At 38.8% G+C, this 26,940-nt stretch carries 32 protein-coding genes; 9 read left to right on the forward strand and 23 right to left on the reverse strand.

What is annotated here, in order from left to right; all coding sequences use genetic code 11:
* Nucleotides 1-242: 242 nt before the first annotated feature.
* From RL70_RS14810 to RL70_RS17405, 5 genes are all read right to left on the reverse strand, one after another.
* Entirely contained in the window at nt 243-434 is a 192-nt protein-coding gene (locus RL70_RS14810; RefSeq protein WP_039044183.1) for a hypothetical protein, read from the reverse strand.
* Between the two features lie 259 nt (nt 435-693).
* Nucleotides 694-855 (reverse strand): hypothetical protein, encoded by a 162-nt coding sequence (locus RL70_RS17945; protein WP_156137988.1) that lies wholly within the window; start codon nt 853-855, stop codon nt 694-696.
* Between the two features lie 653 nt (nt 856-1,508).
* On the reverse strand, nt 1,509-1,676 hold the full coding sequence (locus tag RL70_RS18065; RefSeq protein WP_197054130.1) for a hypothetical protein: 168 nt from the start codon (nt 1,674-1,676) through the stop codon (nt 1,509-1,511).
* A gap of 21 nt (nt 1,677-1,697) precedes the next feature.
* A complete protein-coding gene (locus RL70_RS14820) occupies nt 1,698-1,964 on the reverse strand; it encodes a hypothetical protein (protein WP_039044185.1) in 267 nt (88 codons plus the stop codon).
* A gap of 11 nt (nt 1,965-1,975) precedes the next feature.
* Nucleotides 1,976-2,611, reverse strand: a complete 636-nt coding sequence (locus RL70_RS17405) for a glycine-rich domain-containing protein (protein WP_052245999.1) — start codon at nt 2,609-2,611, stop codon at nt 1,976-1,978.
* A 610-nt stretch (nt 2,612-3,221) separates the two neighbouring features.
* Here RL70_RS17405 and RL70_RS14830 point away from each other — a divergent pair.
* On the forward strand, nt 3,222-3,773 hold the full coding sequence (locus RL70_RS14830) for a histidine phosphatase family protein (protein ID WP_052246000.1): 552 nt from the start codon (nt 3,222-3,224) through the stop codon (nt 3,771-3,773).
* Between the two features lie 276 nt (nt 3,774-4,049).
* Here RL70_RS14830 and RL70_RS14835 read toward each other — a convergent pair whose 3' ends face one another.
* The 4 genes from RL70_RS14835 to RL70_RS14850 all read right to left on the reverse strand — a co-directional run bounded on the left by RL70_RS14835 (nt 4,050) and on the right by RL70_RS14850 (nt 5,750).
* Nucleotides 4,050-4,466 carry an SRPBCC domain-containing protein gene (locus RL70_RS14835; RefSeq protein ID WP_039044186.1) on the reverse strand — a complete coding sequence of 139 codons (417 nt, stop codon included), beginning with the start codon at nt 4,464-4,466 and terminating at the stop codon, nt 4,050-4,052.
* Nucleotides 4,463-4,789: a helix-turn-helix transcriptional regulator gene (locus RL70_RS14840; RefSeq protein ID WP_039044187.1), complete on the reverse strand. Its 327-nt coding sequence runs from the start codon at nt 4,787-4,789 to the stop codon at nt 4,463-4,465. Before RL70_RS14840 ends, RL70_RS14835 begins: the two co-directional genes overlap by 4 nt.
* 234 nt (nt 4,790-5,023) lie before the next feature.
* The gene (locus RL70_RS14845) at nt 5,024-5,347 is read right to left on the reverse strand and encodes a metalloregulator ArsR/SmtB family transcription factor (protein ID WP_039044188.1); all 324 of its coding nucleotides are present in this window, start codon (nt 5,345-5,347) and stop codon (nt 5,024-5,026) included.
* 1 nt (nt 5,348) lies between these two features.
* Entirely contained in the window at nt 5,349-5,750 is a 402-nt protein-coding gene (locus tag RL70_RS14850) for an SRPBCC domain-containing protein (RefSeq protein WP_039044189.1), read from the reverse strand.
* Between the two features lie 161 nt (nt 5,751-5,911).
* Between RL70_RS14850 and RL70_RS14855 the strand changes: the two genes are divergently transcribed.
* The 4 genes from RL70_RS14855 to RL70_RS14870 all read left to right on the forward strand — a co-directional run bounded on the left by RL70_RS14855 (nt 5,912) and on the right by RL70_RS14870 (nt 8,869).
* The gene (locus RL70_RS14855; RefSeq protein ID WP_039044190.1) at nt 5,912-6,295 is read left to right on the forward strand and encodes a GntR family transcriptional regulator; all 384 of its coding nucleotides are present in this window, start codon (nt 5,912-5,914) and stop codon (nt 6,293-6,295) included.
* Between the two features lie 3 nt (nt 6,296-6,298).
* Nucleotides 6,299-7,405 carry a DUF1648 domain-containing protein gene (locus RL70_RS14860; protein ID WP_039044191.1) on the forward strand — a complete coding sequence of 369 codons (1,107 nt, stop codon included), beginning with the start codon at nt 6,299-6,301 and terminating at the stop codon, nt 7,403-7,405.
* A gap of 506 nt (nt 7,406-7,911) precedes the next feature.
* Nucleotides 7,912-8,277, forward strand: a complete 366-nt coding sequence (locus tag RL70_RS14865) for a hypothetical protein (protein WP_039044192.1) — start codon at nt 7,912-7,914, stop codon at nt 8,275-8,277.
* Nucleotides 8,278-8,338: 61 nt separating this feature from the next.
* Complete coding sequence (locus RL70_RS14870; RefSeq protein ID WP_039044193.1) at nt 8,339-8,869, forward strand: hypothetical protein; 531 nt, start codon at nt 8,339-8,341, stop codon at nt 8,867-8,869.
* A 72-nt stretch (nt 8,870-8,941) separates the two neighbouring features.
* Here RL70_RS14870 and RL70_RS14875 read toward each other — a convergent pair whose 3' ends face one another.
* A complete protein-coding gene (locus RL70_RS14875; RefSeq protein WP_039044194.1) occupies nt 8,942-9,442 on the reverse strand; it encodes a hypothetical protein in 501 nt (166 codons plus the stop codon).
* Between the two features lie 187 nt (nt 9,443-9,629).
* On the opposite strand from RL70_RS14875, the gene RL70_RS14880 reads away from it, so the two are divergent.
* Nucleotides 9,630-10,103 carry a hypothetical protein gene (locus RL70_RS14880; RefSeq protein ID WP_039044195.1) on the forward strand — a complete coding sequence of 158 codons (474 nt, stop codon included), beginning with the start codon at nt 9,630-9,632 and terminating at the stop codon, nt 10,101-10,103.
* Nucleotides 10,104-10,389: 286 nt separating this feature from the next.
* Here RL70_RS14880 and RL70_RS14885 read toward each other — a convergent pair whose 3' ends face one another.
* The 3 genes from RL70_RS14885 to RL70_RS14895 all read right to left on the reverse strand — a co-directional run bounded on the left by RL70_RS14885 (nt 10,390) and on the right by RL70_RS14895 (nt 12,933).
* Nucleotides 10,390-11,040 carry a FusB/FusC family EF-G-binding protein gene (locus RL70_RS14885; RefSeq protein WP_039044196.1) on the reverse strand — a complete coding sequence of 217 codons (651 nt, stop codon included), beginning with the start codon at nt 11,038-11,040 and terminating at the stop codon, nt 10,390-10,392.
* 150 nt (nt 11,041-11,190) lie between these two features.
* Nucleotides 11,191-11,457 carry a CD3324 family protein gene (locus tag RL70_RS14890; RefSeq protein WP_039044197.1) on the reverse strand — a complete coding sequence of 89 codons (267 nt, stop codon included), beginning with the start codon at nt 11,455-11,457 and terminating at the stop codon, nt 11,191-11,193.
* Nucleotides 11,458-11,967: 510 nt separating this feature from the next.
* Nucleotides 11,968-12,933, reverse strand: a complete 966-nt coding sequence (locus RL70_RS14895) for an alpha/beta hydrolase (RefSeq protein ID WP_039044198.1) — start codon at nt 12,931-12,933, stop codon at nt 11,968-11,970.
* Nucleotides 12,934-13,168: 235 nt separating this feature from the next.
* Between RL70_RS14895 and RL70_RS14900 the strand changes: the two genes are divergently transcribed.
* Both RL70_RS14900 and RL70_RS14905 read left to right on the forward strand, forming a co-directional pair.
* Nucleotides 13,169-13,549: a hypothetical protein gene (locus RL70_RS14900; RefSeq protein WP_039044199.1), complete on the forward strand. Its 381-nt coding sequence runs from the start codon at nt 13,169-13,171 to the stop codon at nt 13,547-13,549.
* A gap of 343 nt (nt 13,550-13,892) precedes the next feature.
* Complete coding sequence (locus RL70_RS14905; RefSeq protein ID WP_039044200.1) at nt 13,893-14,636, forward strand: YqcI/YcgG family protein; 744 nt, start codon at nt 13,893-13,895, stop codon at nt 14,634-14,636.
* A gap of 61 nt (nt 14,637-14,697) precedes the next feature.
* Here RL70_RS14905 and RL70_RS14910 read toward each other — a convergent pair whose 3' ends face one another.
* The 7 genes from RL70_RS14910 to RL70_RS14940 form a co-directional block, all read right to left on the reverse strand.
* Entirely contained in the window at nt 14,698-15,522 is an 825-nt protein-coding gene (locus RL70_RS14910) for a class I SAM-dependent methyltransferase (protein ID WP_039044201.1), read from the reverse strand.
* Nucleotides 15,523-16,190: 668 nt separating this feature from the next.
* Nucleotides 16,191-16,835, reverse strand: coding sequence for a hypothetical protein (locus RL70_RS14915; protein WP_039044202.1), 645 nt, complete (start codon nt 16,833-16,835; stop codon nt 16,191-16,193).
* Between the two features lie 69 nt (nt 16,836-16,904).
* Nucleotides 16,905-17,540, reverse strand: a complete 636-nt coding sequence (locus tag RL70_RS14920; RefSeq protein ID WP_039044203.1) for a hypothetical protein — start codon at nt 17,538-17,540, stop codon at nt 16,905-16,907.
* 149 nt (nt 17,541-17,689) lie between these two features.
* On the reverse strand, nt 17,690-19,012 hold the full coding sequence (locus tag RL70_RS14925; RefSeq protein ID WP_039044204.1) for a sodium-dependent transporter: 1,323 nt from the start codon (nt 19,010-19,012) through the stop codon (nt 17,690-17,692).
* A 32-nt stretch (nt 19,013-19,044) separates the two neighbouring features.
* Nucleotides 19,045-20,289, reverse strand: a complete 1,245-nt coding sequence (locus tag RL70_RS14930) for a hypothetical protein (RefSeq protein ID WP_039044205.1) — start codon at nt 20,287-20,289, stop codon at nt 19,045-19,047.
* Nucleotides 20,290-20,309: 20 nt separating this feature from the next.
* Nucleotides 20,310-20,684 (reverse strand): nucleotide excision repair endonuclease, encoded by a 375-nt coding sequence (locus RL70_RS14935; RefSeq protein WP_039044206.1) that lies wholly within the window; start codon nt 20,682-20,684, stop codon nt 20,310-20,312.
* A gap of 121 nt (nt 20,685-20,805) precedes the next feature.
* Nucleotides 20,806-21,597, reverse strand: coding sequence for a VLRF1 family aeRF1-type release factor (locus RL70_RS14940; protein WP_039044207.1), 792 nt, complete (start codon nt 21,595-21,597; stop codon nt 20,806-20,808).
* A 196-nt stretch (nt 21,598-21,793) separates the two neighbouring features.
* Between RL70_RS14940 and RL70_RS14945 the strand changes: the two genes are divergently transcribed.
* Complete coding sequence (locus RL70_RS14945) at nt 21,794-22,486, forward strand: YjjG family noncanonical pyrimidine nucleotidase (protein ID WP_039044208.1); 693 nt, start codon at nt 21,794-21,796, stop codon at nt 22,484-22,486.
* A 729-nt stretch (nt 22,487-23,215) separates the two neighbouring features.
* Here RL70_RS14945 and RL70_RS14950 read toward each other — a convergent pair.
* The 3 genes from RL70_RS14950 to RL70_RS14960 form a co-directional block, all read right to left on the reverse strand.
* On the reverse strand, nt 23,216-24,199 hold the full coding sequence (locus RL70_RS14950) for a YecA family protein (protein ID WP_039044209.1): 984 nt from the start codon (nt 24,197-24,199) through the stop codon (nt 23,216-23,218).
* 68 nt (nt 24,200-24,267) lie between these two features.
* Entirely contained in the window at nt 24,268-25,836 is a 1,569-nt protein-coding gene (locus tag RL70_RS14955) for a sensor domain-containing diguanylate cyclase (RefSeq protein WP_156137990.1), read from the reverse strand.
* Between the two features lie 94 nt (nt 25,837-25,930).
* Nucleotides 25,931-26,839, reverse strand: coding sequence for a patatin-like phospholipase family protein (locus RL70_RS14960; RefSeq protein ID WP_039044211.1), 909 nt, complete (start codon nt 26,837-26,839; stop codon nt 25,931-25,933).
* Nucleotides 26,840-26,940: the final 101 nt, after the last annotated feature.

Below are 26,940 nucleotides of genomic sequence, written 5' to 3' on the forward strand. Positions count from 1 at the left end.
GATTTAATGTTGACAAGCCAAGATTCCCTCTTTTCAACAATAAGAAGGATCCAATATTTAAAGAGATTAGTAATAAGAGAAATAGTAATAATATTAAACCAATAATTTTCTTCTCCTCCTTCTTAAATTTAGTATTAAAGCCCGAACTTGATTACAACAATTAATCTTTTATCTGGCCCTATTGCGACATATTAGTGTTACAGAAAAGCCCCCTATTCTGGTAGTAAGCTTCTTCTCTAATTCTATTCACTAGCGGTTTTTTCACCATATTTATTTTCCATAACGTAAAAAACAAAAAGTGTTATGAGAATCACAAATGGAGTCGTACTGAACTCCATTAACCCGAAATACGGCAATATTAAAGACAGAAGGATTAATACTGTCGCTACTAATCGAACGATAACAAGGTTTTTAGAATGCTTTTTATTATCCAAACTACTCCCTCCTTTTCTTAGTACCTCTCTAACAAAATGGCCCGTTTCCGTAACAAAATCTATTTATTCCATCGTACCATAATCACCCAATTTTGAGTAATTAAAAAACACCTCGAATTAGGTGTTGCTACGACACGTTATGATCCGAATGCAACCTAAAAAAGCCAACGAATAGTATGTTGACTTATTCAATAAACGCATCCTATTACCAAAATAAGACCGTGTAAACCATTTACACTTTTACTTTTAATTATTTTCTTTAGTTGATTTTCGAGATAAAAGCGATTGTAAAATGACCGATTGTTGCACCTACCAAACATATAATCCATAAACTCCAATCAAACTCGCCTCTCCAAAACCCAAGTATTAAAAGTGTTATGGTAAAGCCAAGTAATGTTCCAAATAAATTTTTTAATTTCATAGATGAACCGCCTTAAAAATTAATTATTAAAATCAGTCAATCAGTCATTTGACCGTATTTCGCAATGAAGATTCTAAATCGCTTTTCAATGTCCTTAATGTAGTTGAAAAACTGCACAGTATGATAATACCATAATTAACCACTTATCGGAATATCCCTTTTATATTCCCGCTACTACACATTATTGTCCGTATGCGTCAGAAAAAAGACCTTCAAATGACGATCTTCGTTTTTCAAATAACGCACCCGATTATGAAAACCGAGAACTAATCTTTCTACAAAAAAGAGCTCTATTCGGGGAAACTTATTCAGTTTAATCATGCTCTTTTTTGGAGTACTCTAAGAAAAGTGAATGGAACATGAGTGAAAAATAAGTAATCCAAAAAAATGTTAATATTATTTTAGCAACTACACTTGGCATATATAATTTAAAATCAACCCACACATTCGTGATTAAAACTATTGTTGATAAAATAATGCCGAATAAAGGTAAATATTTCATCTGTGCTCTCCCATTCTATTGATGTTTCTTCAATGCATTGAACCGTTATAGGCACAGCAATTCTACCATAACTGCACCGATTATTTAACAAAGTATTAAAAGAACACCTCGTAAGAGGTGTTCTGCTACACATTATTGTCCAAATGCGACATTATGCTACTTCGTGTCTAGCTTCCAAAATAGCCGTTAACTCTTGGTACTCATCCACAGTGATTCTACCTACACCGAAAAATACGTCTAGCATTTGTTGCATTTCCTCTTGTGTTTCATACATATTCTTTTCAATCTTATTTTTGCATAATCTGTATGTGATGTTCATAGATAAAACCTCCATTTAATTTTATAGTCCCATTTCAATCATAGCTAAACGGTAATCTACATCGAGTACATAGTTTGAAATTACCTCAAGTTCTGTTGGTTCTAGTGGTTCAGGCTCAATTGGAATAGGTTGAGTGAAAACTCCCGTAACCTCGTCATAATCCCAACCCTCTTGGACGTCCGGCTTATCCGTAATATCTACCAATACAATATTCGGCGCAAATTGCGGTTTTTCTTCTGATTCAAAAATCCAGTGTACTTTGTTGTGTAATATTTGTGCGTAGCGCATTGATGCACCTCCTATTTGATGTATTTGATAAGTAAGAAACCGCCACTACCTTTACCGGGTGCGTAACCCCTCGGCGAACCTCCGCCCCCGCCTCCGTACCCACTCGCATTAGTACCTGTCGCGTTCATTGTATTAGCGTTCATCGCCTCCCCCGCACCAAAAATACTACTCCCACCTATTCCAAAAATTGAGGTTCCGGCACTACCACCAGCTCCTCCTGACGCACCTCCGTTATTAGAAATACCTCCGTTAACCCCTGCACCACCGCCGCCGGATAGTGAGATTAAAGATCCTAAACTAGTCACTCCACCGGATGCGGCTGCGTTACCGCCAGCGCCAATAACGACACTAAGACTTTGATTTGGGATGACACTTATCTTTTTGTCGATGACAGACCCAGCGCCACCGCCTCCGGATTCATACTCACTACCACCACCGCCGCCGCCGGAACCACTAACATAAACGCTGATCACGCCTTCGGGAACAGTCCATGTAAACGTACCGGGCGTGTCGTACTTCACGATATTCAATTCACTAGCGACATCACCCCAAGTTGCAGTACCACTAGCGCCGCCGTAAATGAGTGCTTTTCCGGTGCTTCCGCCTGTAGGAATGTGTTTATTTCCATCTGTTGTTGGATGCGACACAACCCCAGCGTTGACATTTAAGCCTGTTCCAACTTGTACATGTCCCTTTTTCTCTACAGACGCATCTTCCGCCTAATACGTCTTAAGGAAAATCCGAATCTCCCGGATTGATACCACTAAAACCGCTTCATCAAATCCTTTGCAAAGAAGTTAGCTTGTGGACTTAGCACAATCTAAGAATATATATATCTTCTGCCGTTCGAAAATAACCTAGTCCCTCTAAGCGGAATGATCAAAAGAAATGTTTCATTCAGAAGCATCTTTTTTGATTTCTGATTTTCTATAAAGGGAATTGCTAGATTTAGGAGAAGTATTGCTTACCCGAGTACAAGTATTGGTTCCAATTTTTCATTGATTGGATTTTGAAGCGTCTTTTTCAATTCGTAGAGGGAGATGTACTGTTGGACAACCAATTCTAGATGCCCCGTAAAACCTTGAGGGGTTCATTAAAGCGAATGGAGTGCAACTCAATTTAAGATCATATCCACAACTGCAAAAAATAGTAGCGAACTGATGCTAAGTCGATGATAATAATGATGAAAAAGAAGAGATTTTCCTTGAGCTTGAAAAGAATATGGATCTATGAGAGTAAATTCGATAGGAGTGATGAATGTTGAGCAAGTTATATATAGTGAGGCATTGTGAAGCGACAGGACAAGCCTCTGAAGCACCATTGACTGTACAAGGCACGCAACAAGCTGAAAAGTTAACTGAATTCTTCTCGACTCTAAAAGTCGATCAAATCATTTCTAGTCCTTTCGAGCGTGCGATTCAGTCCATCTTCCCTTTTGCACAAAAGACTGGAATTCCAATTGCAACTGATGAACGTTTGAAAGAACGAGTGTTAAGCAACGAAAATCTTGAGGATTGGTTAGAGAAATTGAAAGCAAGTTACGAGGATATGGAAATCCGATACGATGGTGGTGAATCTAGCCTGGAAGCATCGAACCGAATTATTGAGCTGTTTGAGGAGATTAAAAGGAGTGAAGTGAATACATCTATCATTGTAACTCATGGGAATTTATTATCACTAGCGTTAAAGTATTATGACCAGGCTTTTGGATTTTCAGATTGGGAGAAACTAAGTAATCCTGACATTTATTTACTCCAGCTTGATGGTGATCAAGTAATTATTAGACGCTTATGGGAAAATCGTGAATAATAGTAATTAAATAAAATATAGAAGCTAAAAGTATATATTCCTTCAACTTGTCATTTCACTTAGTTTAAGTTATTTCAATTTGGCATGTTCTTATCGAAAAAATAACAGCTGTTGAGAAAACTAAAAAAGTAACCACCTCGACTACATGTCTAAGTAGTTGAGGTGGTTTCTTATAACACTATTATCCTAGTGGAAAACCGTACTTCATACGCTTTTTACACTTCAAAAAGTTATTAGTCCAATCTAATCTGAAGGAGTTGGATACCAGAAATCCCTTTACAGTGCTGCCAATAATTTTTCGAGCTCTTCGCCCATTTTTGTCCAGGAATATTTAGCTCCCTCGATAGCGCCTTGGCGTGCTTTTGTTTCTTCACTAAATCCTGTTTGTTCAAAATGCAGATTAGTTCCTCCATCTACACTCTCTTTCAATGTCCAAGTAACAGTAGTCGCTTCTCCAGCACTGACCCACGTATAAGAAAGCGTATGGGGCTCTTCTACTACTAATACTTCACTTTCTACAATCCCATTCCACCATTCGTTTGGTTCTGCACGGAATTGAAATTTATGTCCTACGAGTGGTTTAAAGTCGTTATCCCAAATCCATTTTGCAAGCTTTTCGGAATCCGTTAACGCATTCCAAACTTTATCAATCGAACTTTTATATTGAAAATCTAACGATACATCAGGTTTCATAATTCTTCCTCCAATAGCTTGTTTAGTTTTGCAAATCGGGTTTTCCAAAATCCTTCGTAGAATGAGACCCAATCTTGAATTTCTTTCAATGGTTCCGCATTCAGCCGGTACCTCGTTTCCCTGCCAACTTTTCGCGCGCATACGAGATCCGCTTCTTTTAGAATTGCCAAATGTTTTGAAACTGCTGTGCGTCCCATTTGAAAATGTGTCGTAATCTCATGGAGAGGCAATTCTTCCACATCTGCCAACAGGCGCATCAATTTTCGCCTGGTTGGATCAGCAACTGCGCCATAAACGTCTCCTGTTGAATCTTTTTCGCGCAAAATCACCCTCCTCCTTTTATAATTATCCCTTTAACTACAATAGTTATACTTTGTGAAAATCAAAACGACACCAATTAGTGTCCTAATAATTATAGGACACTAATCGGTGTCGCGTCAAATCCTTTTGCAACCTATTAAAATACTCAGGCATTTCTACAGTTCCTGTAAAAACACGCCTGGCTAACGCTTAAGTTTGGCCGATGCTATTCCTTGGATCCTATATTTTATCCTTACCTAATGGTTATCTTCCTCTACAAACTTTTTAAGAGCAGCCAGCTGATCCTCCCAGTATGTTTCAAAGAATGTTAGAAAATCTTGTATTTCAATAAGGGGTTTCGCTTCAAGAATATATCGGGTTTCCCGTCCCACTTTACGACTTTTTACTATACCTGCATTGGAAAGAATATGAAGATGCTTGTTGACAGCAGTTCGACTAATTGGAAAATGCTCCGCTACTTCTACAATCGACATTTCCCTCTCTGCAAGTAATTTTAATAAGGTGCGTCTGGTAGAATCTGAAATCGCTTGGAACACATCGTGCTTTCTTTGCTCAGACATATTAACCTTCGATATAAGCAGGTAGTTTCACTTTTACAACGCTTTCCCAACCGCCATTCATGGTTTCGCGTACAGTTCCCTGTTCTGCATTCCATCCCGAATGGATAAGAGTAAATTCTGTTTGTTGTCCATCTAGCTCTTTTAATTCAAACGTTAGATGCCAGCCTTTATCCCAGTCAAACCCCAAACGATGTGGTGGTTCTAGCTCCGTTACAGTACAAGGTGAATCACCATAAGGTCCTGCATGAAGGACAAACTCTTTTCCTAAAAACGCTTCAAATGTATTGGGCATCCACCATGCATCCAGCCCTTCCGACGTAGAAACAGCTTTCCATACTTTTTCAATTGGCGCGTTTAAAATAATGGTTTTACGGATTTCAGGTAGTTTATCTTTTACATTCATGTTTTCTTTCCTCCTAAATATAAGTAACACCTTTTAGTGTTACTTCGGATATTAACACGGTTCAGTGCAAATCACAATTTCTTATTGTTTAGCATCGTTTGTTATACATATATTAGAACAGTTCTGTTATACTAATAATAGAGCAGTTAGGAGGTGACCAGTTGTTCATCCAAATCGAACCAACATCCGATATCCCGATTTATACTCAATTAGCCAATCAGGTGATTGAACTGATTGCACGTGGGCAGTTACAAGGGGGAGATACGTTACCTTCTGTGAGAGCATTAGCTTCTGACCTAAGCGTGAATATGCACACCGTCAACAAGTCATATCATGAGCTTGAGCATAAAGGGATCATACGCATCGTGCCAAAGTCTGGTGCCGTCATTAATCCCATCGTTCAGGATGGGATTACCAGTGATAATCGACGAAGAATTATCGAGCAAATTAAACCTATTCTTGCTGAATCACTTGTACTTGGCATGGACCCGGAAGAAATACAAAAACTTGTTTCATCCATTCTTACTCATTTAAAGGAGGAATAATCTATGTCATTAGCTATTTTTCTAGTCACGCTTGCTTTCATGATTGTATTGCAATCCGCTATGCCATTTTTGTTGAAAAGAACGCTTGTTTTCGGCGTTACAATTCCCGAAAAGTTTGCAATGGATCCATCACTTGCTTCTTATCGACGCAGGTTTTCTAGCATTATTTTTATGACAGGAATCATCGCATTCATTGCCTTTCTAGTTTGGTCAACTACTACTCATGCAACCGAGGAACAACTTGTTTGGATAGGATTAGCAATACAATCTGGCCTTCTACTACTAAGCATGGCGCTGTACCTTTACTTTCATGCAAAAACAACAGAATTGAAACAGACCAATAAATGGGGGACCTCCTTAAAACAAATTCGTGTTGCCGACTTACAGAGTCACGCGAAAGATGCCATGCTCCCATCGTCTATGTATGTACTGCCAATACTCGTAACGATTGGTTTAGTCATTTACACCGTAACGCAATATAGTTTGTTGCCTGACATGATCCCAACACATTGGGGTGCCAATGGTCAACCAGATGCATTCAGTCCAAAAACTCCATTTTCCTCAATTGCTTTATTAATTATTCTTTTGGTTATGCAAGTGATGATGCTAGGGATCAATATCGCAACAAAACAGTCAGGAATTAAATTGAATTCCAGCAAAAAGAAATCTTCCCAAATTCAACAACTTGCATTCCGTAAATATACGAGCTGGTTTTTACTGATGACGACGATTCTATTGACAATTCTTTTCGGGTTCCTGCAACTCACTACAATACATGTAGGTTTTCAAAACGTTTCCTTGATGATGGGATTGCCACTCGGTTTCCTCTTGATCATACTGATCTCCTCTGCCGTCTATGCATTCAAAGTTGGTCAAGGTGGTTCGCGTATTGCTGTATCTGTTGCGGAAGAAGAAAATATAGGAGTCACACATGAAGATAACGATGCTCATTGGAAGTTAGGTGTCTTTTATGTAAATAAACAGGACCCTACCATCTTCGTAGAGAAACGATTCGGAGTCGGTTGGAGTATCAATTTCGGGAATCCCATCGGCTATCTCATCATATTCGTGCCACTACTTCTCATCTTACTCGTTGCCTTCTTTGTATAATTTCACGTGTTTTGGCTGAAATAAAAACATCATTACAAATGATAACTGAGCATTACTACTAATTTTAAGCATCCTTCTTGAGTTTCCGAATAGAGAAGGATGTTTTTTATTTGAAATCAGAACTTACTATCGCCAAACGGAAATAGATTTCAAAGTAATGAGTAGTTCTAGTTTTCGATGAAAATGATCGTCAAATTCTGTCAGCGCTTCCTTCGTCTATTTGTATCCAGTCTCAGGATATACTTTGTCGAAAGGAAGCTATTTTTCGTTTACAGATGCATGTAAGGACAAGTATAAAACCGAACAATAAGGAATCGACAAGGGTGATGTATTTCTCGACTGTCCAATTCACTTCATCCTACCCTTTGGTGTAGCATTATCCGTAAAAAATATGTATGAAACAACTGGCCTGACCTCTAACTAGTCCTAAAAATTTAGTGAATGCCTAATTTAATATGTAACGTTTAAATTCGATTGTCCGTCTATAGTGTAATAGGGGTGAGGACTTGAAATATATGTTCGTTCAGTACACTTTAATTGGGATTTTTCTGTTTGGTTGTTCTACAAAAGAGGAACAAGAAAGTAAAATGCAAACGGTCAACAATAGTCCTGTTGCTACGACGGAAATAATTGAGATAACTCATCCACACGAAATCGACATTTTCAGGACAGCGATTAAAGATTCTACCCAGGTTCCAGGTATAGTTAATATGACAAAACCACACTATAACTTCAGGCTTGGTGAAGAATCCTATTCACTCTGGCTAACAGAGGATAACGGAACCATTTTGAATCAAAAAGATCGTAATACAATTTATACCTTGTCCTCTGTGTCCTTAGAAAAGCTTTACGGTTTTATTCATGAGAATTAACAGGTGTTGAATTACAAACATCTATCAACTCTTTAGTTAAACTTTCACGAGGAGGAATTGTATGAAAAAAACCCTAATTTTTATGATGACGTTCTTAGCGTTAATTGTTGCAGGTTGTACTTCAAAGGATAAAGAGCAGCAATCACCGGAAAGCTCCAATTTAGTTGCTTCTGAAAAGACGTTGCCGAGTGGATTTGAAAGTATCGCTGAAGTGCAAGATCCCAAAAACCATTTTGCTGTTCTTGTTACTAATCAGGAGGATTATGAAGCAATGTGGCAGCAGTTTCAACTCGATGGAGAGATTCCTGAAGTAGATTTAAAGGAAAATGATCTATTATTTATCGGGATGTTCGAATCCAGCAGCTGTCCATATGAAATTGACACCATGGATGCAGAACCTGGAACAAAAGAGTTAACAATCAATTTTTCTCCGTTGGCTGACGCGTGTACTGCTGACCTGAGCCCGAGAAGTTTTGTCATTGCAGTCCAAAAAGAGATTTCTAGTCAACTTGATACACTTTTGTTAGACTCTCAAGGAAAACAAACAAAAGTACCGATTCAACCTCCTGCGGAAATCCTGGAAAAACCTTAATTTCATTCATGCATTATAAGAAGAGAACTCCAATCATGACGGGTTCTCTTCTTCCTTTTATATTGGTGTTATTCATCTTTCTCTGAGTACTTGCTCTCTAAATCCCAACTCTTCACAGGTTGGTCCGCTCCCTTTGCACATAAATTGATATACTTCATTGTTGTTCGATGTTGTAATTTCTACAATATAATCGTCAGGGTGGTGAAAACTTCCTTGTTTTGAGTCTCCGATAACTTGAACAGTTTTCAGATCCACAGACGTCAAGTTTAGTTGCTGATAATCAGGTGATCCCGCTAATAGTAATAGTAACGTATTTTGTTCATTTGACAGATATTTGGGTTCGCTAACATAGGCTTCATAACTAATGAAAGAAACTTGCAAGACCAGCAAGGTGGTAAATACTACTTTTATGGACTTGGACAGATTTCTCCATACTTTCCACAGTACTACTATCAAAAAAGAGCAAAGTAAGAAGAGAACTGTGTATTCTATCATGACATCATGCATTTGAATCCCATTTCGGAAAAGAATCATACTATACAGAACGAGTAATGCTATTACGATAGTCGCCATATAATTCCTCATTTCAGTGAGTATTTCGTAAACCATTCCAAGTAACGACTACATCAAATAAAAACATCTTGAAATCTAAAAAGAAATCTGTATAATTAGACTATTCATATACATTATACCTTATAGTTGTCTAATGGATTCTTTTTTTTGACTTTAGAATTTACTACATGAATGGAATGGTGATTACATGAAGACTGCAACTGAGAATAAAACAACTCGTAATACAACTAGTCGGCTTTTTCAATTCTACATACTTCTTCTCACAGCAATCAATGTCGCCTATCTCGCTATTGAGATGTACAAATCAAAAGTCAGTCAGCCATTTCTTGCCACGGGAAAAATCACTAAATCTGAATTCGTAAAACTGGATACTCTTTTTAGTTATTCGGCCTTTATTGAAACTGCCTTAATCGCATTGATAGGACTCTATGCATTGATGGTCTTCACCCAAAATTCAAATACATTATTTTCATTTGTGGTGAATCACATACAGATTCTCGGTTTGTTTTTCACTTTCAGTTATGCACTTTCTTGGATGACTTCAGCATCCATCGAAAGCCTAAGCGGACATTTGCTAGGACCATTTCTCATCACATTGGCTGTTTTTGGTTACTATTTAGTAAAGCGTCTGCCTAAAGGTTTGATTGCGAAAAAAGCTTAAGTCAAACAAAAACCAACTTGCCGCGTGTTTGCAGGTTGGTTTTTTCATGCTTGCTTAAGCTCTGTTGTTGATGGACTGCCTTGCTCAAAATAACTTGGATATCAATTGACTTTTAAAGTAATCGGATTTTGTATTGAAGACTCTTCATAATACACTTTTGAATTAAGGAAAACTCATAATTAGAACAACTGGTTTAACCTTTACCACGACACTATTTATTTTACAAAGTAGATTTGTATCACTTTGGAGCCGATAATAGTATCATATCAACCCTCAGTAATACTATTCACTTTCGTAAAGAGTCTCGTAACAAATTCTCCAAATAAGTGACATCTGTAATGTTCCTATTACATTCATGACTGTCTACACAAATCAGATTGCCAATCGTTCTGAAATAATCTGGATTATTTTGCTTTTTCTCTTTTGTAATTGTAGTGAAAAAAGTGACAGCTCCCTGACCATGGCAAATCGAACACGTATTATTCGACGAATTAGGTGAAAACGAGCATTCAATCCCTACTAGTTTGCCATCCAGCTCGTACAATATGTACTTGCGATTGGATCTGCTATCATTCCAACTTAAATACGTAATCTGTTTTAAGTCTATGATTGATAAATCCGGCAGCTTCAGCTTTTTAGTTTTTGGAAAGAGCTTTTTCAGTTGTTGCTCGGTTATTGTAGGGAATGGAAGGCGATATGAATCTAATTCCACAATAGCCTGGTCGTATTCTTCTACTGCTTTCAAGCTAGAAAAATCCAAAATGTCTCTTTGTTCTGCAGTTATGTCAGGAATGCAATTCATGATTTTTTCATTTGATAATTCATAAACTGAAGCTAGTACACCAGGAGGTATATGTTGCCTTACGCTTTCTCTTATGAATGCCACCTGCCTATGGATATAGTTAAATTGTTCATTTTTAATAAATCTTTCAGTCATTTTTCATCGCTCCTCACTACTAGCTGCTATCTCTATAGAGTTATTCTAATGGAATAAAAACCGATCCGCTAGGGTGAGAATCAGTTTGAGTGATTTTATACATATAACCCCTATGCGAGTACCATCACGCATAGGGGTTCATACTTCATTCTAGTTATGAGAGTAGACAATCTTTTTTATAGTTTCAACAGAGAGATAGTTGGACTCCGCTAATTCATCAATAGTTAAACCATTGGTAAAACACTCACGTATTTTTTCATTACGCAGATCCAATCTCTTTCTGCTGCCACTAGCTACTCCCCACTTTTTAAATGTATCTTCGTGCTTAGGGATATAAAGTGTTTCACCTTGTACATACTTTTGGATTTCTTTTATCAATTCTTCAGGTAAAACATTGTGTGCGTTCACATACGTCAATTTCACTCGCTCCTTATTTTAAATTCGAATAAGGGAGCAAAGCCAATTGATCAGAAAAGCTCTAGCGATAAAATTAACTAAACCGCCCCATACAAAGTATCGCCTTTCTAACTACTGGCTTTGCATGAGTGTGGATCGTATCAGATAATCGTCGTACATTATCGAACTTTAAGCACCTCCTTCAAAAATACATTCAACCCTGTTACTTCCATATTTTCTCTTGATTACTGTCCGATACCTTGAACGACCCAAAAAACAACCTCATCAATTTCCTCATCACTTATGGACTGTCTATTTAACAAGACAAAGCGAGAAATGAAGAATCCTGGAATAACTTGTACCTAATGTTTTTAAGATAAATTCTGACGGTTTTTCGACGAGTTCTCCTCAATTTTGAAAATTCTCGATAACCTTTGTCAAACGTGAAGATCCATTCTCAATTATCTAAGGAAGCATCACATTCTTCAGGTTTTCTTTATAGATGAATTCCTTTATGAGCAGACACTCTTTTCATTTCACCGTATGTTGAAGAAACTGTTGTACTTTTTTCTTGTATGCTTCAGGTGCTTTTGCGTAGGATTCTCCATGGTTTGCCTCGTCTACTAAGAAGAGCTCAGTGCTACTTGAGGTTTTCTCGTACAATTCAATCGCATTTTTAACTGGAACAAAAGTGTCTGCCTTCCCATGGATGTAGAGAATCGGGACATCTGTACGTTGCACTTCTTTCAACGCACTCGCTTCTCTAAACAAGTATCCGGCGCGCGCCTTTGTAACAAGACTGGTACTATCGAGCAAAGGAAATGCAGGCAGGTGGAACATGCGCTTCATCTGATAAGCGAATAGTTGATAGACCGAACCATAAGGACTGTCTGCAACGATTGCTTTCACCTCTGACGGCAACTCCGCTTCCCCACTGGCCATCAGGACAGTTGCTGCCCCCATTGATAACCCATGATAGATGACTTCCGTGTCTTTCCCTAATTTATCAACCAGTAAGTCCGTCCAGTCGATCAAATCCAGGCGATCTGGCCAGCCAAATCCATAATAATTCCCTTCACTTTTCCCGTGTCCTCGTGCGTCAGGCATGAAAATATTATATCCTAATTCTTGATAGTAAAAGATCCCGAACAATCCCATTTGCTTAGCGTGCCCCAAATAGCCATGTGTTAAAATGACGAGTTTGTTCGTAGGTTTTTCAGCTTGCAAGTAATACCCCGATAATTCCAATCCATCACGTGAAGTCAAGGTAAGTGTTTCAAAGTTTTGATCATCTACCCATTTCGTCCAATCCCCGTTGGTATAGAGATCCATCGTATCGTCGGCTACTTCTAAATCTGCATTGTTCTGAAGGAATTCTTTTGGTCCCCTCTTAATGGCGAGCTCATAGAAAAAGAAACCACCGATAACTTGTAAACTCAAAAATAGAATGACCGCTATCAGCAGGAACTTCTTCCAATTCATTTTTATTTTTTTCATTCTATTACCCTCAGTTCATTTCAATCTCTTAATAAGTATACAGGAGAATGATCTTCAGTATGTATTCGAGAATTTGGTAACCGTGGTACTATTTTGTGTATACCTTCAATATCTTTTAGTATTTCATCTCACCTTCGCAGAAGACTGAACATACAAACTAATTCATGTTATCCTTAACTATATATAAATAATTGAGGTACTCTCGAATTATCAAAGTGAAGGAGGAGTTTTTGGAATGAAGCTGCTCCAATTCATGGTGATCACAGGAATTTTAGTTGTCCTTGCTGGGTTTAGTGGATTAGATTCAGGTAATCCAACTGCAAAAGACATTTTAAAGGAGGATAATTCAGCAGATATTATTCAAGTGGGCGATTTGGTTTATTCAAAAGGGAGCCCGCAATCTGCCTCTGAACTGATTAAAGGCATGAAGATAGGCGAAATAAAGAAGCGAACGACTAGCACCTTGTTTTTCCAGAACTTCTATGCAAGTCAATTGCCAGAAGGAACTGAAGTGTTTTCCTCTAACGGGGATTATAATCGTGAGGACACCATCTACATCTTAGTTGTTGAACTCGATGGAGAACTGATTGAATACCATGCGTTACTTGAGGGATGATTGTAAATAGTAGATGTATGCTGAACTAAATTGAAAAAAGCATATTATGTTCCATTAAACAGCAAAAATGTACCTTCCTCTCCGAGTTTTCATTCGGAAGAAAAGGTACTTTTTTACTGAGTACATCTATGTAAACTGCGGCACTACTAGGCAATCCCTAGTCGGAATAGGCTGAGTATTCTTTTCCACCTTCTGCCGAAAGTGCCCCTGGCGCGGGACAGAGTGGTGCCGCGACTCTGTGATTACTAGTATGTGAGATGATTCAACGATTTATACATAATCATAGTAACAAATTTTGAAACGTATTGTTAAAGTGAGAACTGTGAGGAGAGGAAGGCATAGATTGATTCATACAAAAAGTGCTTTATTAACAAAAGAAGATTTTGACAAGAGGAAGGATTTACCGGAGTGGTTGCTGAGTGAGTATGAAACGTTCAAGAACACAGTAACAGATAAGACGTTTCCTTGCTATTTCGGCATCAATGGTCAGCTGAAAGGTGAATTGCGTTATGCATATATTACACAGAAGGATTGGAGTAATCTCCCACTGGCACTCAGTGATTTCTTAGCTCTCTTTGATGACCCGAAGCATAAGAGACACGGATTGTTTGTTTTTGTTGAACCTTTTGCAACAGAACGAACACTTGAAGATTATCGAGAACAGTTTTGGGAAATCCTTCAATACTTACACGAAGTCGATGAAATCAAGTGGCCTATCGAAAGTCCACGTGATCCGGACCATCATTTGTGGGATTTCCGATTCAATGGCGAACCCATTTTCGCATTCGGCAATACACCCGCTTACAAACAACGAAAGACCCGTGACCTAGGGAATGCGATGGTGATTGGATTTCAACCACGCAAAATTTTCGAAGGATTAAAAGGAACTGAAAAAGGCGGGATCATGTCACGAGACAAAGTCCGGGAACGAGTTGAAGCATGGGATCATTTGCCGAAACATCCCGATATTAGCCACTTTGGAGATCCGAAGCATAATGAGTGGAAACAGTTCTTTATCGGCGACGACAGTGAGCCGATTCAAGGAAAATGTCCATTCACACATAAGGAATTGAGACAGAAAAGCTGACCTAAGGGGCAACTTTTTTGTCTCTATATAAGCTTATATAAAAAGGGGTTTTTGAATAAAGTTATATTGCAGTGACAACAAAACTGTTCAATGAAAGTTCTTCATCTTGAGGATCATTCATTAACTCATAATAACTTGTTAAAAGTGATTCCATTCGTGGTGCAGCTTGTACGAACTCTGTACGGATACTATTTGCATATCCCTTTTCCCACTTTGCATCTGGCAAAAATGTTGCATCCACAGTCATTTGCTTTTCAATTTGAAAACCTGCTTGTTCAAGCAACTTTCGGATTTGGGAGGTGTCAAATAGATTTTGAACATTACTGTCATTCTCTACAAATTGTGAGTAGAGGGAGAGTATCGATACAGCAATGAAATGAGTTCGCTGTGGCATTTCTGTAAATTGAATATCCCATTCTGCAAAACAAATTCGTTTTGCCATTCCGCGAAGTCTTTTGAGGAATGTAAGAAGCTCATGGGGATCTTTAAAGTACCAGGAGCAGTGAGAGAATACAGCAACATCGAAAGGAACTGTAACTTCAAAATCATTAAAATCTGTGTCTAAGTGAAATGTAATTCGGTCTCCTAAAGAGGATTTCAAAATGTAGTCCGTTGCTTCGCCTAGCGTGAATGGTGCTCCGTAATCTCGGCTGGCGTTGTCGATTCCGATTACCTGTCCCTTTTCACCTATTGCATGAGCAATTGCCATTGTTGTATCGCCTTGCCCACATCCTATTTCTAAGATTCTTCCTCCACTAGGTAGGTTGAATGCTTCCACAAGGCTCAAACGATGTTGCAATTGGATTTGTTGGATTTCATCATTTTCGTATAGTTTATGTTCGTTAAAAAAATCGGTTGTTTGTTCATTTAATTGAGTTGCTGTCATTTGTTATTCCCCCAGATCCTAAGTTACTCTTAATTTTAATCAGTTTCCCACCAAGTTTGTACCATATATTTGTATCTAGTTAGCTTCAGATAGGTAGTCTGGATTTGTGATGTCGAGAAATTTGCAATCTCCATATTCAGAATATGTTTTTACCTAATTGCAAGACCAGTCATCTTACCATCACCGTCATTGTCATAATAGATTTTGATTTTTAAACTCATCATTGGTTTTGCTTTGAACTCTTTGAGAGTATAGTAAATTGATGCATGGACCTCTCACATCGTATCCAATGAATAACAACAAATTATAGTTACATTGATGCAGGACTATTAGTAAAGAAAAAACTTGAAGTGCTTGAGCTGATTGGAGACTCTAGAAAGACTTTTTCAATGCTTCGTGCTTATAACCAGAATCTTATTTCAAATCGAACAGTCCCTGCAAAGATGATAAAAATAAGACCAATCAATATCTTTTTTCTTCTCAAATTATCATTCTAGCTAACAATCTAGCTTTTCTGCTTAGAGATCAACTTGAGAATCTCTCTCTATTTTGAGAAAGCATACACAATTCGTTATAAAAATGGAATACTGGCGGTCTAAAAGATGCCTAGCATTCCATTTCTATTTGTCTTTTGTCTTTTGTCTTTTGTCTTTATAATCTATTGTATTTTAGTCCTTCTCAGCAAGTTCGAATAGTTTATTGGACAGTGTAGAATCTTTCTGGCTAAGTTGGAAGTCTCCAATCTTTCCTTCTTTCGTGGAAAAAATCGCTTTGCCTCTTAATTCGTGCAGTGAAGGCACTTCACCAGGTGCTGTTAATTCAACTGTAGCTTTCATATGATATTGATTACTCGCTGTATCTATATCACTTTGCTTCACTTCTGAATCAACAAGTCTTAATGTATACTCTGCATCAAAATAGAACATAGATTGGTATTGATATAACATACCTATGCTTTGCACTTTTGTTAAACCGTCTTCAGTGAAATAAGGTAGGTACTTCTCTTTTATATAACTGGCTAGTTTCATGTCATTTTCTTTTTGCTTCACACTATTAGGATCTTCTGTCCCATACATAGCAGCTTTTGCTAATTGAACATATTTTTCATCAGGACCATTGAGTTCTTCTTTCAGTACTGATTCAACAATTTGAATATACTTTTCCTCATTTGATACGGTTTCTGTTTCAGCTGCAGCTTCACTTTCTTCCCCTTCAATTGCTGCGTCTTGTTGTGTACATCCTGTAGCAATCACACAAGCCAATACTGCGAGTGTAAATAACCCTATTTTATTATTAGTGAATTGACCTTTCATCAAAAACCTTCTCTCGTGATAATCTATTAAACGTGAATGAAATCTGCTATGTTCTCAATACAAGATGTTTCAATCCCTCTTACTAAGTTCATCTATCTTATCTGAAAGTGTGGGATCTTTTTGACCAAGAGAGAATCTTCCAATTTTCCCTTCTTTCGTAGAGAAGATTACTTGACCTTCTACTTCGTGTAGAGAGGGTTCTTCGCCAGGTGATGTTAACTCAACTATTGACTTAATGTGATATTGATTACTTGCTGTGTCAATGTCGCTCTGCTTTATTTCTGATTCCACAAGTCTAATTTCGAACTCGGTATCGTAATAACTATGATAACTCTTTAAACCACTAGATTGGAATTCTTTCAAGCCTTCCTCAGTGAAATATTGTTGATATCTTTCTTTGACATAACTATTTAATCTCACTACATTTTCTTTTTGCTTTACACTATTTGGGTCGTTATTTCCACCCATAGCAGCATCTGCTAATTGACCGTATTCAACATCTGGACCATTGAGTTCTTCTTTCAAAACAGCTTCGATTGTTTTGATATGCATTTCAACTGCTGATTCTGCTGTTGGGACAGTTTCCGTTTTTGTTTCTCTCTTTTCAATTGCCTCACTTGTTGGTGTACACCCCATGAGAGAAACACAAGCTAATGCTGCGAGTGTAAATAACCCTATTCTTTTATAAGTGAGTTGACTTTTCATCATAAACCCTCTCTCTCGTTTTGTATGTAACGCGAATGTAAATTAGTTCCTTTAGATATATGTACGTAATATTGTGAAATTAGTTTCAATTTTCTATGCTTTGAAACAAAAAACAAGCCATGCGCTAAATTTAGCACACGGCTTGTTTTTTATAATTCAACAACCCAAGTCACAAAAATGATGACAATGGCTGCTGGAACAATATATCGCACAAGATTTTTCCATATTTTATGGAGAGTAGGATTCATATTTAATTCATCTGCCGTGTCTTTTTGACTAAGCACATATCCTGCGAAAATCGAGACTGCAAGTGCACCAAGAGGCATGGCAATTCGACTTGTAAGCAGATCAGCGAAATCGAATATGGAGCTGCCAAAGATTTTAATATCCCCGAGAACGCCGAATGATAATGCACTCGGAATTCCAACTAAGAAAATCAATCCACCAAATGTCCATGCTGCACGTCTGCGTCGATCGTGTTTCTTACGGATTCCTGTCGAAACGACTATTTCAAGCATTGCAATTGCTGACGTCAACGTCGCAAACAACATCAAAATAAAGAATACGATTAAGAAAAATCCACCAAATGGAATTTCATTGAAAATTGCTGGCAGTACAACGAAAATGAGACCAGGACCTTCAGTCGGTGATTGACCAAGGGCAAACACTGCCGGGAAAATAACGATTCCTGCGAGTAAAGAAATGACGATATTCAATATCGACACATTCAGAGCAGATTGACCAAGACGCTCTTCTTTTTTCAAATACGAAGCGTAGGTCATCATTGCTGTTACACCTACACTCAGCGAGAAAAATGCTTGACCGAGTGCCATGAGAATCGTTTTGCCTGTTAAGTAGCTCCAATCTGGAACGAACAGGAAGCGAATCCCTTCCATTGCACCATCAAGCGTCAAAGAACGTACTGCGAGTAAAATGAAAAAGATGAACAGTAATGGCATCATCCAACGACTTGCACGCTCAATTCCACCTCTTATTCCACTCTGTACAATCCAGACCGTAATCGCAAGGAACGCTGCTTGCGCGATCAGCACTTCTATTGGATCTGCAATAATCTCGTTAAATAATCCGCCATAGTCGGCACCAGTAAGACCACCCGTCAATGAACGAATGAGATACGATAAGATCCAGCCGCCAACAACGCTATAAAATGATAAAATGATGAACGATGCAATAAGCCCCATCCATCCAACCCAGTTCCAGTTCTTTCCTTTTGACAACTTCTCAAGCGATGTAACGACATCTGCCTGTCCACGTCTACCAATGAGAAATTCCGCTAGTAAAATCGGTAATCCAATCAACAGTGTGCTCACTATGAACAACAGCACAAACACGCTACCGCCATTCATGCCCGCCATATAAGGGAATTTCCAAATAGCACCCAGACCAATTGCACTTCCGGCTGCTGCTAATATAAATCCAATTTTAGATGTCCATTGTTCCCGTTCCTTCATCTCCAAACCCCGTTTCAAGCAAACCAAAAAGTTTACAAATCATTTAGTTGTTTCAGTTCGCCTGTCACGGCATCTACACATTCCTCAGAATCTAGCAAACCACAAAGTTTGTATGTCCGCGAACCTTGATGGTATACGTACTTAGGTTCGAGTGTAATAAACGAAACCATTTTTTCAAAGGCTTCTTCCTGAGAAACCGTTTCTACACGAGGTTGTTTAAATCCTTCAAAAAGTTGTGCCATTTCGTTTGAATCCATGAAATTCATCACTTCATATGTATCTTTGTTAAGCATGATTAAAAGCTTCCTGCGAAGTGGACCTGCAATTCCGCCTACTTTGCGACAAACAACTTCAATTATTCCCGGTTGTTGCATAATCCGATAAACTTCCCATTCGCCCGATTCTTCTGGTAGCTCCGAAGACAAAAATGCGGTCGCAGATTGTATACAGCACTGAAGTACTTCCTCAGTAACTCCGCTAAAAGTTTGGTTGAGAGCAGCAAAGGCATCATCGGCTGTTAGATCAGGTCCAAATGGCTGAATCGCCTGTTTTTCAAATTGTTGTTTTGAAACGGATGACCATTTTAAAACAGCTCTTGGATATCTCGCTGACTGTTCTTCAGTGTAATATGGTAAAACAGTGCCATCTTGTGCGATGAACACCTCATCGATTGCATAGTAATCTGCAAAACGCGCTTCGTCCTCAATCGGCAGACGAATTGGAGTTAGTTGCTGCCGTACAAGTGGTTCTATCGCTTCGAGTGTTAGTGAAAAAGGTCCTTCTTCAAACTGATCGGATACAATGATTGGCAAGATGCACATAAGAATTCTTCCTTGCTCGTCCCATTCCATCTCCAAAAAGCTATTGGTTTGAACAGGAATATCGTTATGCATGAGTGTGCCTTCGATTCCGAATTCAGAACGATTAGTCAGGACGAACCCATTGCCCATACGTAGTCCTGTTTGGTATTCTACCCACTGAACGAATTGTGTTTCAGTCGAACCGATAGATTCAGCTTTTGAACAATCGCCTACTGTTATAACCGAACGCAGTTGTTCAAAACGTAGTGAATAAGAAATTGCGACAGCACCATCCGGAAGCATGTCTTCATCTTCTTGTGAATCCACAGTAGGCGGAAGCAAATCTGCAGTTAGCAAGATGTCAAATCCGCCAAATGCAGACACTTCTTGTGAAAGTGAGTGTGTATGAAGAACATATTGCTGAAGTCCCAGCGTTTTTTTCAATTCTTCCAGCACAGCTTCAATTCGTTTGTCCAAAGTGCTCGCCTCCTTTTTACTTACTCGAAAAAGACTTTGTCTGTATTGTATTTAGCTTCCATCGTGTTAATGATGTACGTTTCGTATATTTCGCGTTCCATTGCATCGTCCACAACGATTACAGCAATTTTATTTACTTCATCGCGATGTGGTTTTAATGGCGAAACGTTATCTTCTAGGTGCTTTTTCACTCGCGGACGTAGCTTTCTTGCTTTACCAACAAAAAGCAATTCGTCTTGTTTGTTGTAGAACAAAATGATTCCGCCTTTGTCGCGCGGGATTTCGTGCAAATCTACAAACCCACAAATCGGTTTGATTGGAACAATATTTGCAGATACTTTTTGGAGCCGTTGTTCAATTTTTACATCAATTTCAGGAATAGTTATAGAAATCATTAATGTCACGTCCTATCTAGTTTTGTTATAAATCCTACCACAGATTGACGCAGAATGCGATTTGTCAATCTATTGCGACGAAAAAACCGCCCCTTTTAACAGGACGGTTTTATGATGTACGTTACTTTTCGAATACTTCGTGTAGAACTTTGTCCGGGATGGAATTGTTCAAATTTTTATGGATAACACTTTTTGGCTTTTTGTTGAGAGCGGATGCGAAGGTTTGTGAGGACTCTGCTTCACCAACGACATGAATCTCATCCCAATTCCGTTCTTTCTTCATTTTCTCCACGTCTGCTGCCATTGATTTATAAAAACGCTCTAAGTTTTCTTTCATTCGTTGGTCAAAGTCATCGGACTGGCTACCACCTGTACCTCTGTTTCCTGATGGATTCATGTCATTTTGTTCACGCCATACATCTAATCCAGAGTCGAAATTGTAGACCAAATCATCTGCCACAAATCCCATCGCTGTATCTAGAATACGGACGCTTCCTATACTCGGCATGATGATTCCTGAATTAGGATATGCTTTAAGCATGTAATTCAATTCTTCAATTACGGGATGGTTTTCCCAATGGAAACTTGTTTTGACCGCAATTTGTACATAATGGACCGACCATAAATCCGGGTCGTCTGCTGCAAAAATGACGACTCCCTTTTTTAAATCGTTATGATTTTTTTCGATTTCTTCCGTTACACGCGCTTTAGCTTTTTTAAATGCTGTTCGTTCTTTGTCATTCGAAGCTTCCAAATATTCTTCCAAACGCTTCAATCCGGATTTTAAATGGATTTTCCAAGCACCTTTTTGCTGATCAGGATCAGCTGGATTCGTATTTAAATACACACTTAGTACACACCGGTCCTCGCAATGGTAATCTTTCAGAGTCTGAAGTTCTTCATTTAATGTCATTAATGCTTCGACCTCCTCATGATCTGCTTCTCTATGTGAGATACCCTCCCACCCAAAAGTTAAACTGAATAAAATTGAAAATTAAGTTGAATCTCTTCAGTTTTTTGTGTATACAACCACGGCTTCAATGCTTGTTTTAAATCTGCCGTGAATGCTATACTTTTACAAAGAAAAATTGCAGACAGGTGATGATTGGATGAATTATGATGTTTTCCTTTTCGATTTAGATGATACACTTTTAGAATTTGATACAAGTGAGCAAAATGCATTTCGCAATGCTTTTACAGAAGCTGGACTTGTAGAGGGACTGGATGCCTATCGAACAGAATATAGAGCCATCAGCAAAGTTCTATGGAGACAATTGGAAGAAGGCTCAACGACTATGGAACAACTGAACGTTAGTCGGTTCAGTCAATTGTTTGATAAATTTGGTATCGAGCTTGATCCTGTTAGCTTTTCTGAAACTTATTTAACGTTGCTTGGTAAAGAAGCTCACCTAATAGATGGTGTCATCGACATGTTGGACAGTTTAGGGGATGTACGTCTTGCGATTGTGACGAATGGTTTCATCAAAGCTCAAATCGCCCGAGTTGCTTGTTCTTCATTGAATAATCGCTTTGAAACGATCGTGTCCTCTGATGAAGCCGGCTTCCAAAAGCCACGTCCTGAAATATTCCAAGAGGCTTTGGATCGTCTTGGCGTAACGGATAAGTCCCGTGTTTTGATGACGGGGGATTCCCTTACTTCAGATATTCGTGGTGGCAACAACTTTGGAGTCGATACATGTTGGTATAACCCAAATGGTTTGGAAAATACAACAGATAGCAAACCTACTTTTGAAATTAGTAATTGGGTAGAATTTAAAGTTAACGAAAAAGCTACAAATTGAACTTAAATAGCTGCTGGATATCAGGTTATCTGATATCTGGCGGCTTTTTTGGTTTGGGAAATGGGGGGTGACTATCACGTTTCGCACTGTGTGGAGTTAAGGTGAAAGTTGAATCATGACTTGTGCAATCAACAAGCGAAGCGCTACCAATTAATTACTTAAATCTTGTTGAATTGTGTCCCGTTATCGAGAAACTTTACTAAGTGATGGAGAAATAGCCAGAGGTGATCGAGAAACTCGCTCGAATGATGGAGAAGCCTTCTGCGATGTCAGGCAACCATCAGTAAGTGTCCGAGAACGTTAGACCCTTTTTTCAACTGAGTATCCGTTTCAAACAAGCGAAGCGCAACCAATTAATCACTTAAATCTTTCTAAAACTTCCCATTTTGCCGAATAAAATCCTCTTAGTGCCGACTCTCTGCACAAAAATACCGATTCTACTCTAGGTAGTACCTATACTTTCCTTGAAACTGTCGGTACTGCTGTCAAAGCTTCAAAAAATCACCTTTTTATGGTTGTATTTCTAGTTTTATGAGCATTTTCTGCGATTTATGATCACTTTCCTATTTTTATGAGCACTTTTGGCAGTTTATGATCACGTTCAATTAATTTACGAGCGCATCACAAGATTTACAAATCATACAATTGATTACCTAATTCAACATTTCAAAAACCATTCACAGACAAATAAACCCCGTACTCAAATGAGTATGGGGTCTACCTATATAATTATGCGTTCGCTTTCATTTCTGCATATTCTGTGATTCCGTTGTAATAACGGTTCAAAGAGGATGGAGATACCTCGAATTCATCGGCAATGGCTTTGACAGTGAGCTCAAGAGTTTCAAACAATGCGTGTTCTTGTCCGTAACGGATGGCACCTGCTGCTATCGCAACATCTTTCCGCGCATTTGGCTGTTCCTCGACTAAGTAATCTTCGATCAATTCCAGAAGCTCATCTGATTTGCGATCATTTGCTTCTAAAAATGAGGCAACCCTTGCCAGCACGCCTTGTTCAAAATCGGTGAACTCTTCTCCTTTATATCCATTCTCCGCTAGTTTTTCCCATAGGGTGACTGAGTGATTTTTCATGTACGTTTCAGAATCTTGATCGACATTGCTAAACTCAGTCACAAATTCATCAAACACAGAACTTTGGTCTACCGGGAAAAAGATTAACGTCGAAACTGCAAGCAACCCATCTGCTCCATCCGGAAGTGTGAAGCACCAGAGATGAACATCTTCTGGAACTGGTTTGTCAGACTCTCTGCGTAACAGGACAGTCTGGTTATTTAACCGATCATACACCGTTAAATAAGAATCCTCCGTTTTAACTACTTGTCCAAGCAGCGTTTGTGGTACTGACCAACTCTCAAGGACCTTGATAACCGATGGACGGACTGTTTTTTTCAATTGCTTTTGCACAAAGCCTTTCCAAATATCCGTTCGATTATGGAAAAAGAATTCGTCTAGCGCAATTGCCTCGATCATTTCTTCAGAGTATGCTGCGGAGAGTGGGAGTTTCCATTGGATGGCAAACTCACGATAATCACCGAAGTCTTTTTGCTTTGGATACTCATCGTAAAAAGATTGCAGAATCCGTTCCAATTCTTCCGCTTGTACAATTTCAACTGTTAGTTCTTCTTTGCCTGCACAACATTTCTTGTATTTCTTACCGCTGCCGCAAAGGCACGGATCATTTCTTCCAATCATCTTCAACACCTGCTTCTTTTTAAGCTGTTGTCCAGTTTACCACTTTTTTAAGATACATGGAAGTTAGCCTACACGTGCTTGTTCCAATCCTTCGCATTGACGACCTTGTTGCGACCAGTTTCCTTCGCATGATACAAACATTCGTCTGCTAATTCAAGTACCCGTAAGAAATGTTCTGCGTGCTCTGGTATGTTGGCGACACCTGCTGAAAATGTAATTGGTTCACCTACTGGACTGTTTTCGGAAGCAACGTCAATTCTTAACTCATCTGTAAATTCAGTTGCTTGCTCATATTCTACTTGAGGGTACAAGATAACGAACTCTTCCCCTCCAAATCGATAGCAAGTTCCTATGGCTTTTACATGATGTTTTAATTTATCCGCGAGATATTTTAGAACTTCATCTCCCCTATTATGGCCATAAGTATCGTTGACTCTTTTGAAACGATCGATGTCTAAAATTACTAATGAAAAGGGTACTTTTTGTTCCATAAGTATTCTCGCCTGCTCGTTAAGTGCTCTTCGATTCAATAGGCCTGTAAGTGGGTCTGTAGATGATTCTAGATAAAAATGATCGACTTTTTTCTGAAATCTGCTGAAGCTATCAGTTAAAGCTAGATCCAGCTGAATCGCCTCGTGATACCACGCACCGCTCTCGAGTGGTGCATGACCATCTCTTTCTAATTGGTCCGTCGCATAACTTGCTAATTTCTCAAGTGGTTTAGCAATTTGTGAAGCGAAATACAAAATGATCAGAGCTGATAGAGCAATAAAAGGAAGAGACTTCAAAATCATTTCACTCAACATTTCTTTAGAGGATGCCAATGCTATTTCGGTTGGCCTTTGAGAAACCACTCCCCATTTGGTCAAAGGAATTGAAGCGTATCCTGCCAACATATCTTGATTTTTGCTATTCAACAGCCTCATACTTCCGCTGTGACCCTTTCTCAATTCTGCAATTACTGGATTCTGTGTCACATACTCACCTACACGTTCTTGATCCAAGTGATACATCAGCATCCCATCAGCATCAACCACATACACATAGGATCCATCTTCATAAAAGTGTTGTCCTAGGAGCTCATTCAGTACATTTTCTTCCTTGAGGTAGATACTTCCACCAATCAGTCCAATTACGTTACCTTCCATATTTTTAATCGGGGCTGCGATAAAGATAACCAACCTACCTGTCTGGGTTTCGTAGGGCTTACTGATAGAGGCCATGCCCTTTGTCAATGTTTCAAGTCCAGCCTCGTCCAAAAGAGGTTTTCCGGCAAGCGCTCTAATGCCAGAGGAAGTACCTATAATTATTCCTCTATTATCTGTAATGACAACTGAGCTCAACGATTCCGCTTGAACGACTAACCGTTCTGCCTCATGATTTAATTGCTCCTGATTGACATGGTTTAATGATAAAGACAACTCGCTCGCTGAGTATGCCAGGATTCGTTCAGTCCTCAAAAAGTAGTCTTCTGTCATTTTCGCTAATTTTTGCGCGTATGCAAAATTTGTTTCCAAAGTGGTTTTTTCTAGTGTTTGTTGGTCAGCGCGGTATCCTGCATAAAGACTACTAGCTAGTGTTAAGGCGATTGAAAGCCAAGCGATTGCTAATAGCAAATGTTTTAAGGATATCTTCACACGGAACACCGCCCTTCCAACGACACAGTCATAATTCCTTATGACTATTATACCATTTTCCGACAAGAAACAACATACAGATTTACTTTATTATTCAAATAACTTTAGTTAAAATCGACGTCTTGCCCCACTGTTTCAAAAAGTTTGTAGCTGATACTTCTCCACTAATGACGAGGGTCTCTTTTTGCTCGTCTGACAAATCGAATTGGACAGCGGATATCCCGTCAGTCGGAATGAATAAAACGTCTTTTTCAAGTCTTGTGGAGACGTGTTTTTCATCATGTGCGTCTTTCATTGTCGTAAATAGCGCTTCATAAAGTCCTAATCCATTACGAATGACTGTTTTTTTCTTATCTGCTGGATTATGACTCAATTTCATGCCGACAATTGGTCGGGAGTCACCATTTTCGGGTTCATTGAACACCCATAGAGGAAAATTACTAAGGACACCACCATCTACTGTCACAGAGTTTCCTGCTAATGAATGAAGAACGACTGGTTCGAAAAAGAAAGGAATACTCGTGCTCATCCTTAGCGCACGTGCCACTGGAAAAAAGTCTGGTCTCAAGCCATACTCACCTAAATCATCAGGAAGTACGATTAGTTTTCCGTTCGTTAAGTCGGATACAATAATCTTAAGAGACCCTTCAGGTAAATCTGCAAAAGTATATACTCCTTTTTCAGCTAGAATGTCACTGAACCAATTTTCCAGAGCCGTTCCTTGGTAAAGCCCCATGCGCCAATATAGTTGAAGCCACTTCATAAATGGAATCGGTATGAATGTCTTCCTTGCATCGAGGAGTTCTGGGAAGTTTTGTTGCTGCATAATCTGTTCCATTTCATTAGCCGTGTACCCTGCGGCTAACATGGCAGCAACAATTGCACCCGCGCTCGTTCCTACAGTACGCTTAAATGTGTATCCTTTTTCTTCGAATACTTTACATGCTCCCACCAAAGCTAGCCCTTTTAATCCTCCACCAGAAAAGACGCCATCAATTTCCACACTTTCTCCACCTCTCTGTAGCTTATAGGTTACTGTAAGAAACTATCCTTCCTTTTAGAACCAGATTGCTTATTCACTCCAACTCCCTATAAATTCTTGTT

The organism is Sporosarcina sp. ZBG7A, from assembly GCF_000813425.1.
Lineage (GTDB): Bacteria > Bacillota > Bacilli > Bacillales_A > Planococcaceae > Sporosarcina.

Coding starts and splice junctions, on each gene's coding strand:
- RL70_RS14845 (WP_039044188.1), bottom strand. CDS start 5,347: ATGTCTGAGCAAAGAAAGCACGATGTGTTCCAAGCGATTTCAGATTCT.
- RL70_RS14920 (WP_039044203.1), bottom strand. CDS start 17,540: ATGAAAAGTCAACTCACTTATAAAAGAATAGGGTTATTTACACTCGCA.
- RL70_RS14830 (WP_052246000.1), top strand. CDS start 3,222: ATGTTGAGCAAGTTATATATAGTGAGGCATTGTGAAGCGACAGGACAA.
- RL70_RS14935 (WP_039044206.1), bottom strand. CDS start 20,684: ATGATTTCTATAACTATTCCTGAAATTGATGTAAAAATTGAACAACGG.
- RL70_RS14900 (WP_039044199.1), top strand. CDS start 13,169: ATGAAGCTGCTCCAATTCATGGTGATCACAGGAATTTTAGTTGTCCTT.
- RL70_RS14860 (WP_039044191.1), top strand. CDS start 6,299: ATGTCATTAGCTATTTTTCTAGTCACGCTTGCTTTCATGATTGTATTG.
- RL70_RS14850 (WP_039044189.1), bottom strand. CDS start 5,750: ATGAATGTAAAAGATAAACTACCTGAAATCCGTAAAACCATTATTTTA.
- RL70_RS14835 (WP_039044186.1), bottom strand. CDS start 4,466: ATGAAACCTGATGTATCGTTAGATTTTCAATATAAAAGTTCGATTGAT.
- RL70_RS17945 (WP_156137988.1), bottom strand. CDS start 855: ATGAAATTAAAAAATTTATTTGGAACATTACTTGGCTTTACCATAACA.
- RL70_RS14910 (WP_039044201.1), bottom strand. CDS start 15,522: ATGACAGCAACTCAATTAAATGAACAAACAACCGATTTTTTTAACGAA.
- RL70_RS18065 (WP_197054130.1), bottom strand. CDS start 1,676: ATGAACATCACATACAGATTATGCAAAAATAAGATTGAAAAGAATATG.
- RL70_RS14880 (WP_039044195.1), top strand. CDS start 9,630: ATGAAGACTGCAACTGAGAATAAAACAACTCGTAATACAACTAGTCGG.
- RL70_RS14940 (WP_039044207.1), bottom strand. CDS start 21,597: ATGACATTAAATGAAGAACTTCAGACTCTGAAAGATTACCATTGCGAG.
- RL70_RS14925 (WP_039044204.1), bottom strand. CDS start 19,012: ATGAAGGAACGGGAACAATGGACATCTAAAATTGGATTTATATTAGCA.
- RL70_RS14915 (WP_039044202.1), bottom strand. CDS start 16,835: ATGAAAGGTCAATTCACTAATAATAAAATAGGGTTATTTACACTCGCA.
- RL70_RS14895 (WP_039044198.1), bottom strand. CDS start 12,933: ATGAAAAAAATAAAAATGAATTGGAAGAAGTTCCTGCTGATAGCGGTC.
- RL70_RS14875 (WP_039044194.1), bottom strand. CDS start 9,442: ATGGCGACTATCGTAATAGCATTACTCGTTCTGTATAGTATGATTCTT.
- RL70_RS14885 (WP_039044196.1), bottom strand. CDS start 11,040: ATGACTGAAAGATTTATTAAAAATGAACAATTTAACTATATCCATAGG.
- RL70_RS14950 (WP_039044209.1), bottom strand. CDS start 24,199: ATGATTGGAAGAAATGATCCGTGCCTTTGCGGCAGCGGTAAGAAATAC.
- RL70_RS14820 (WP_039044185.1), bottom strand. CDS start 1,964: ATGCGCTACGCACAAATATTACACAACAAAGTACACTGGATTTTTGAA.
- RL70_RS14870 (WP_039044193.1), top strand. CDS start 8,339: ATGAAAAAAACCCTAATTTTTATGATGACGTTCTTAGCGTTAATTGTT.
- RL70_RS14945 (WP_039044208.1), top strand. CDS start 21,794: ATGAATTATGATGTTTTCCTTTTCGATTTAGATGATACACTTTTAGAA.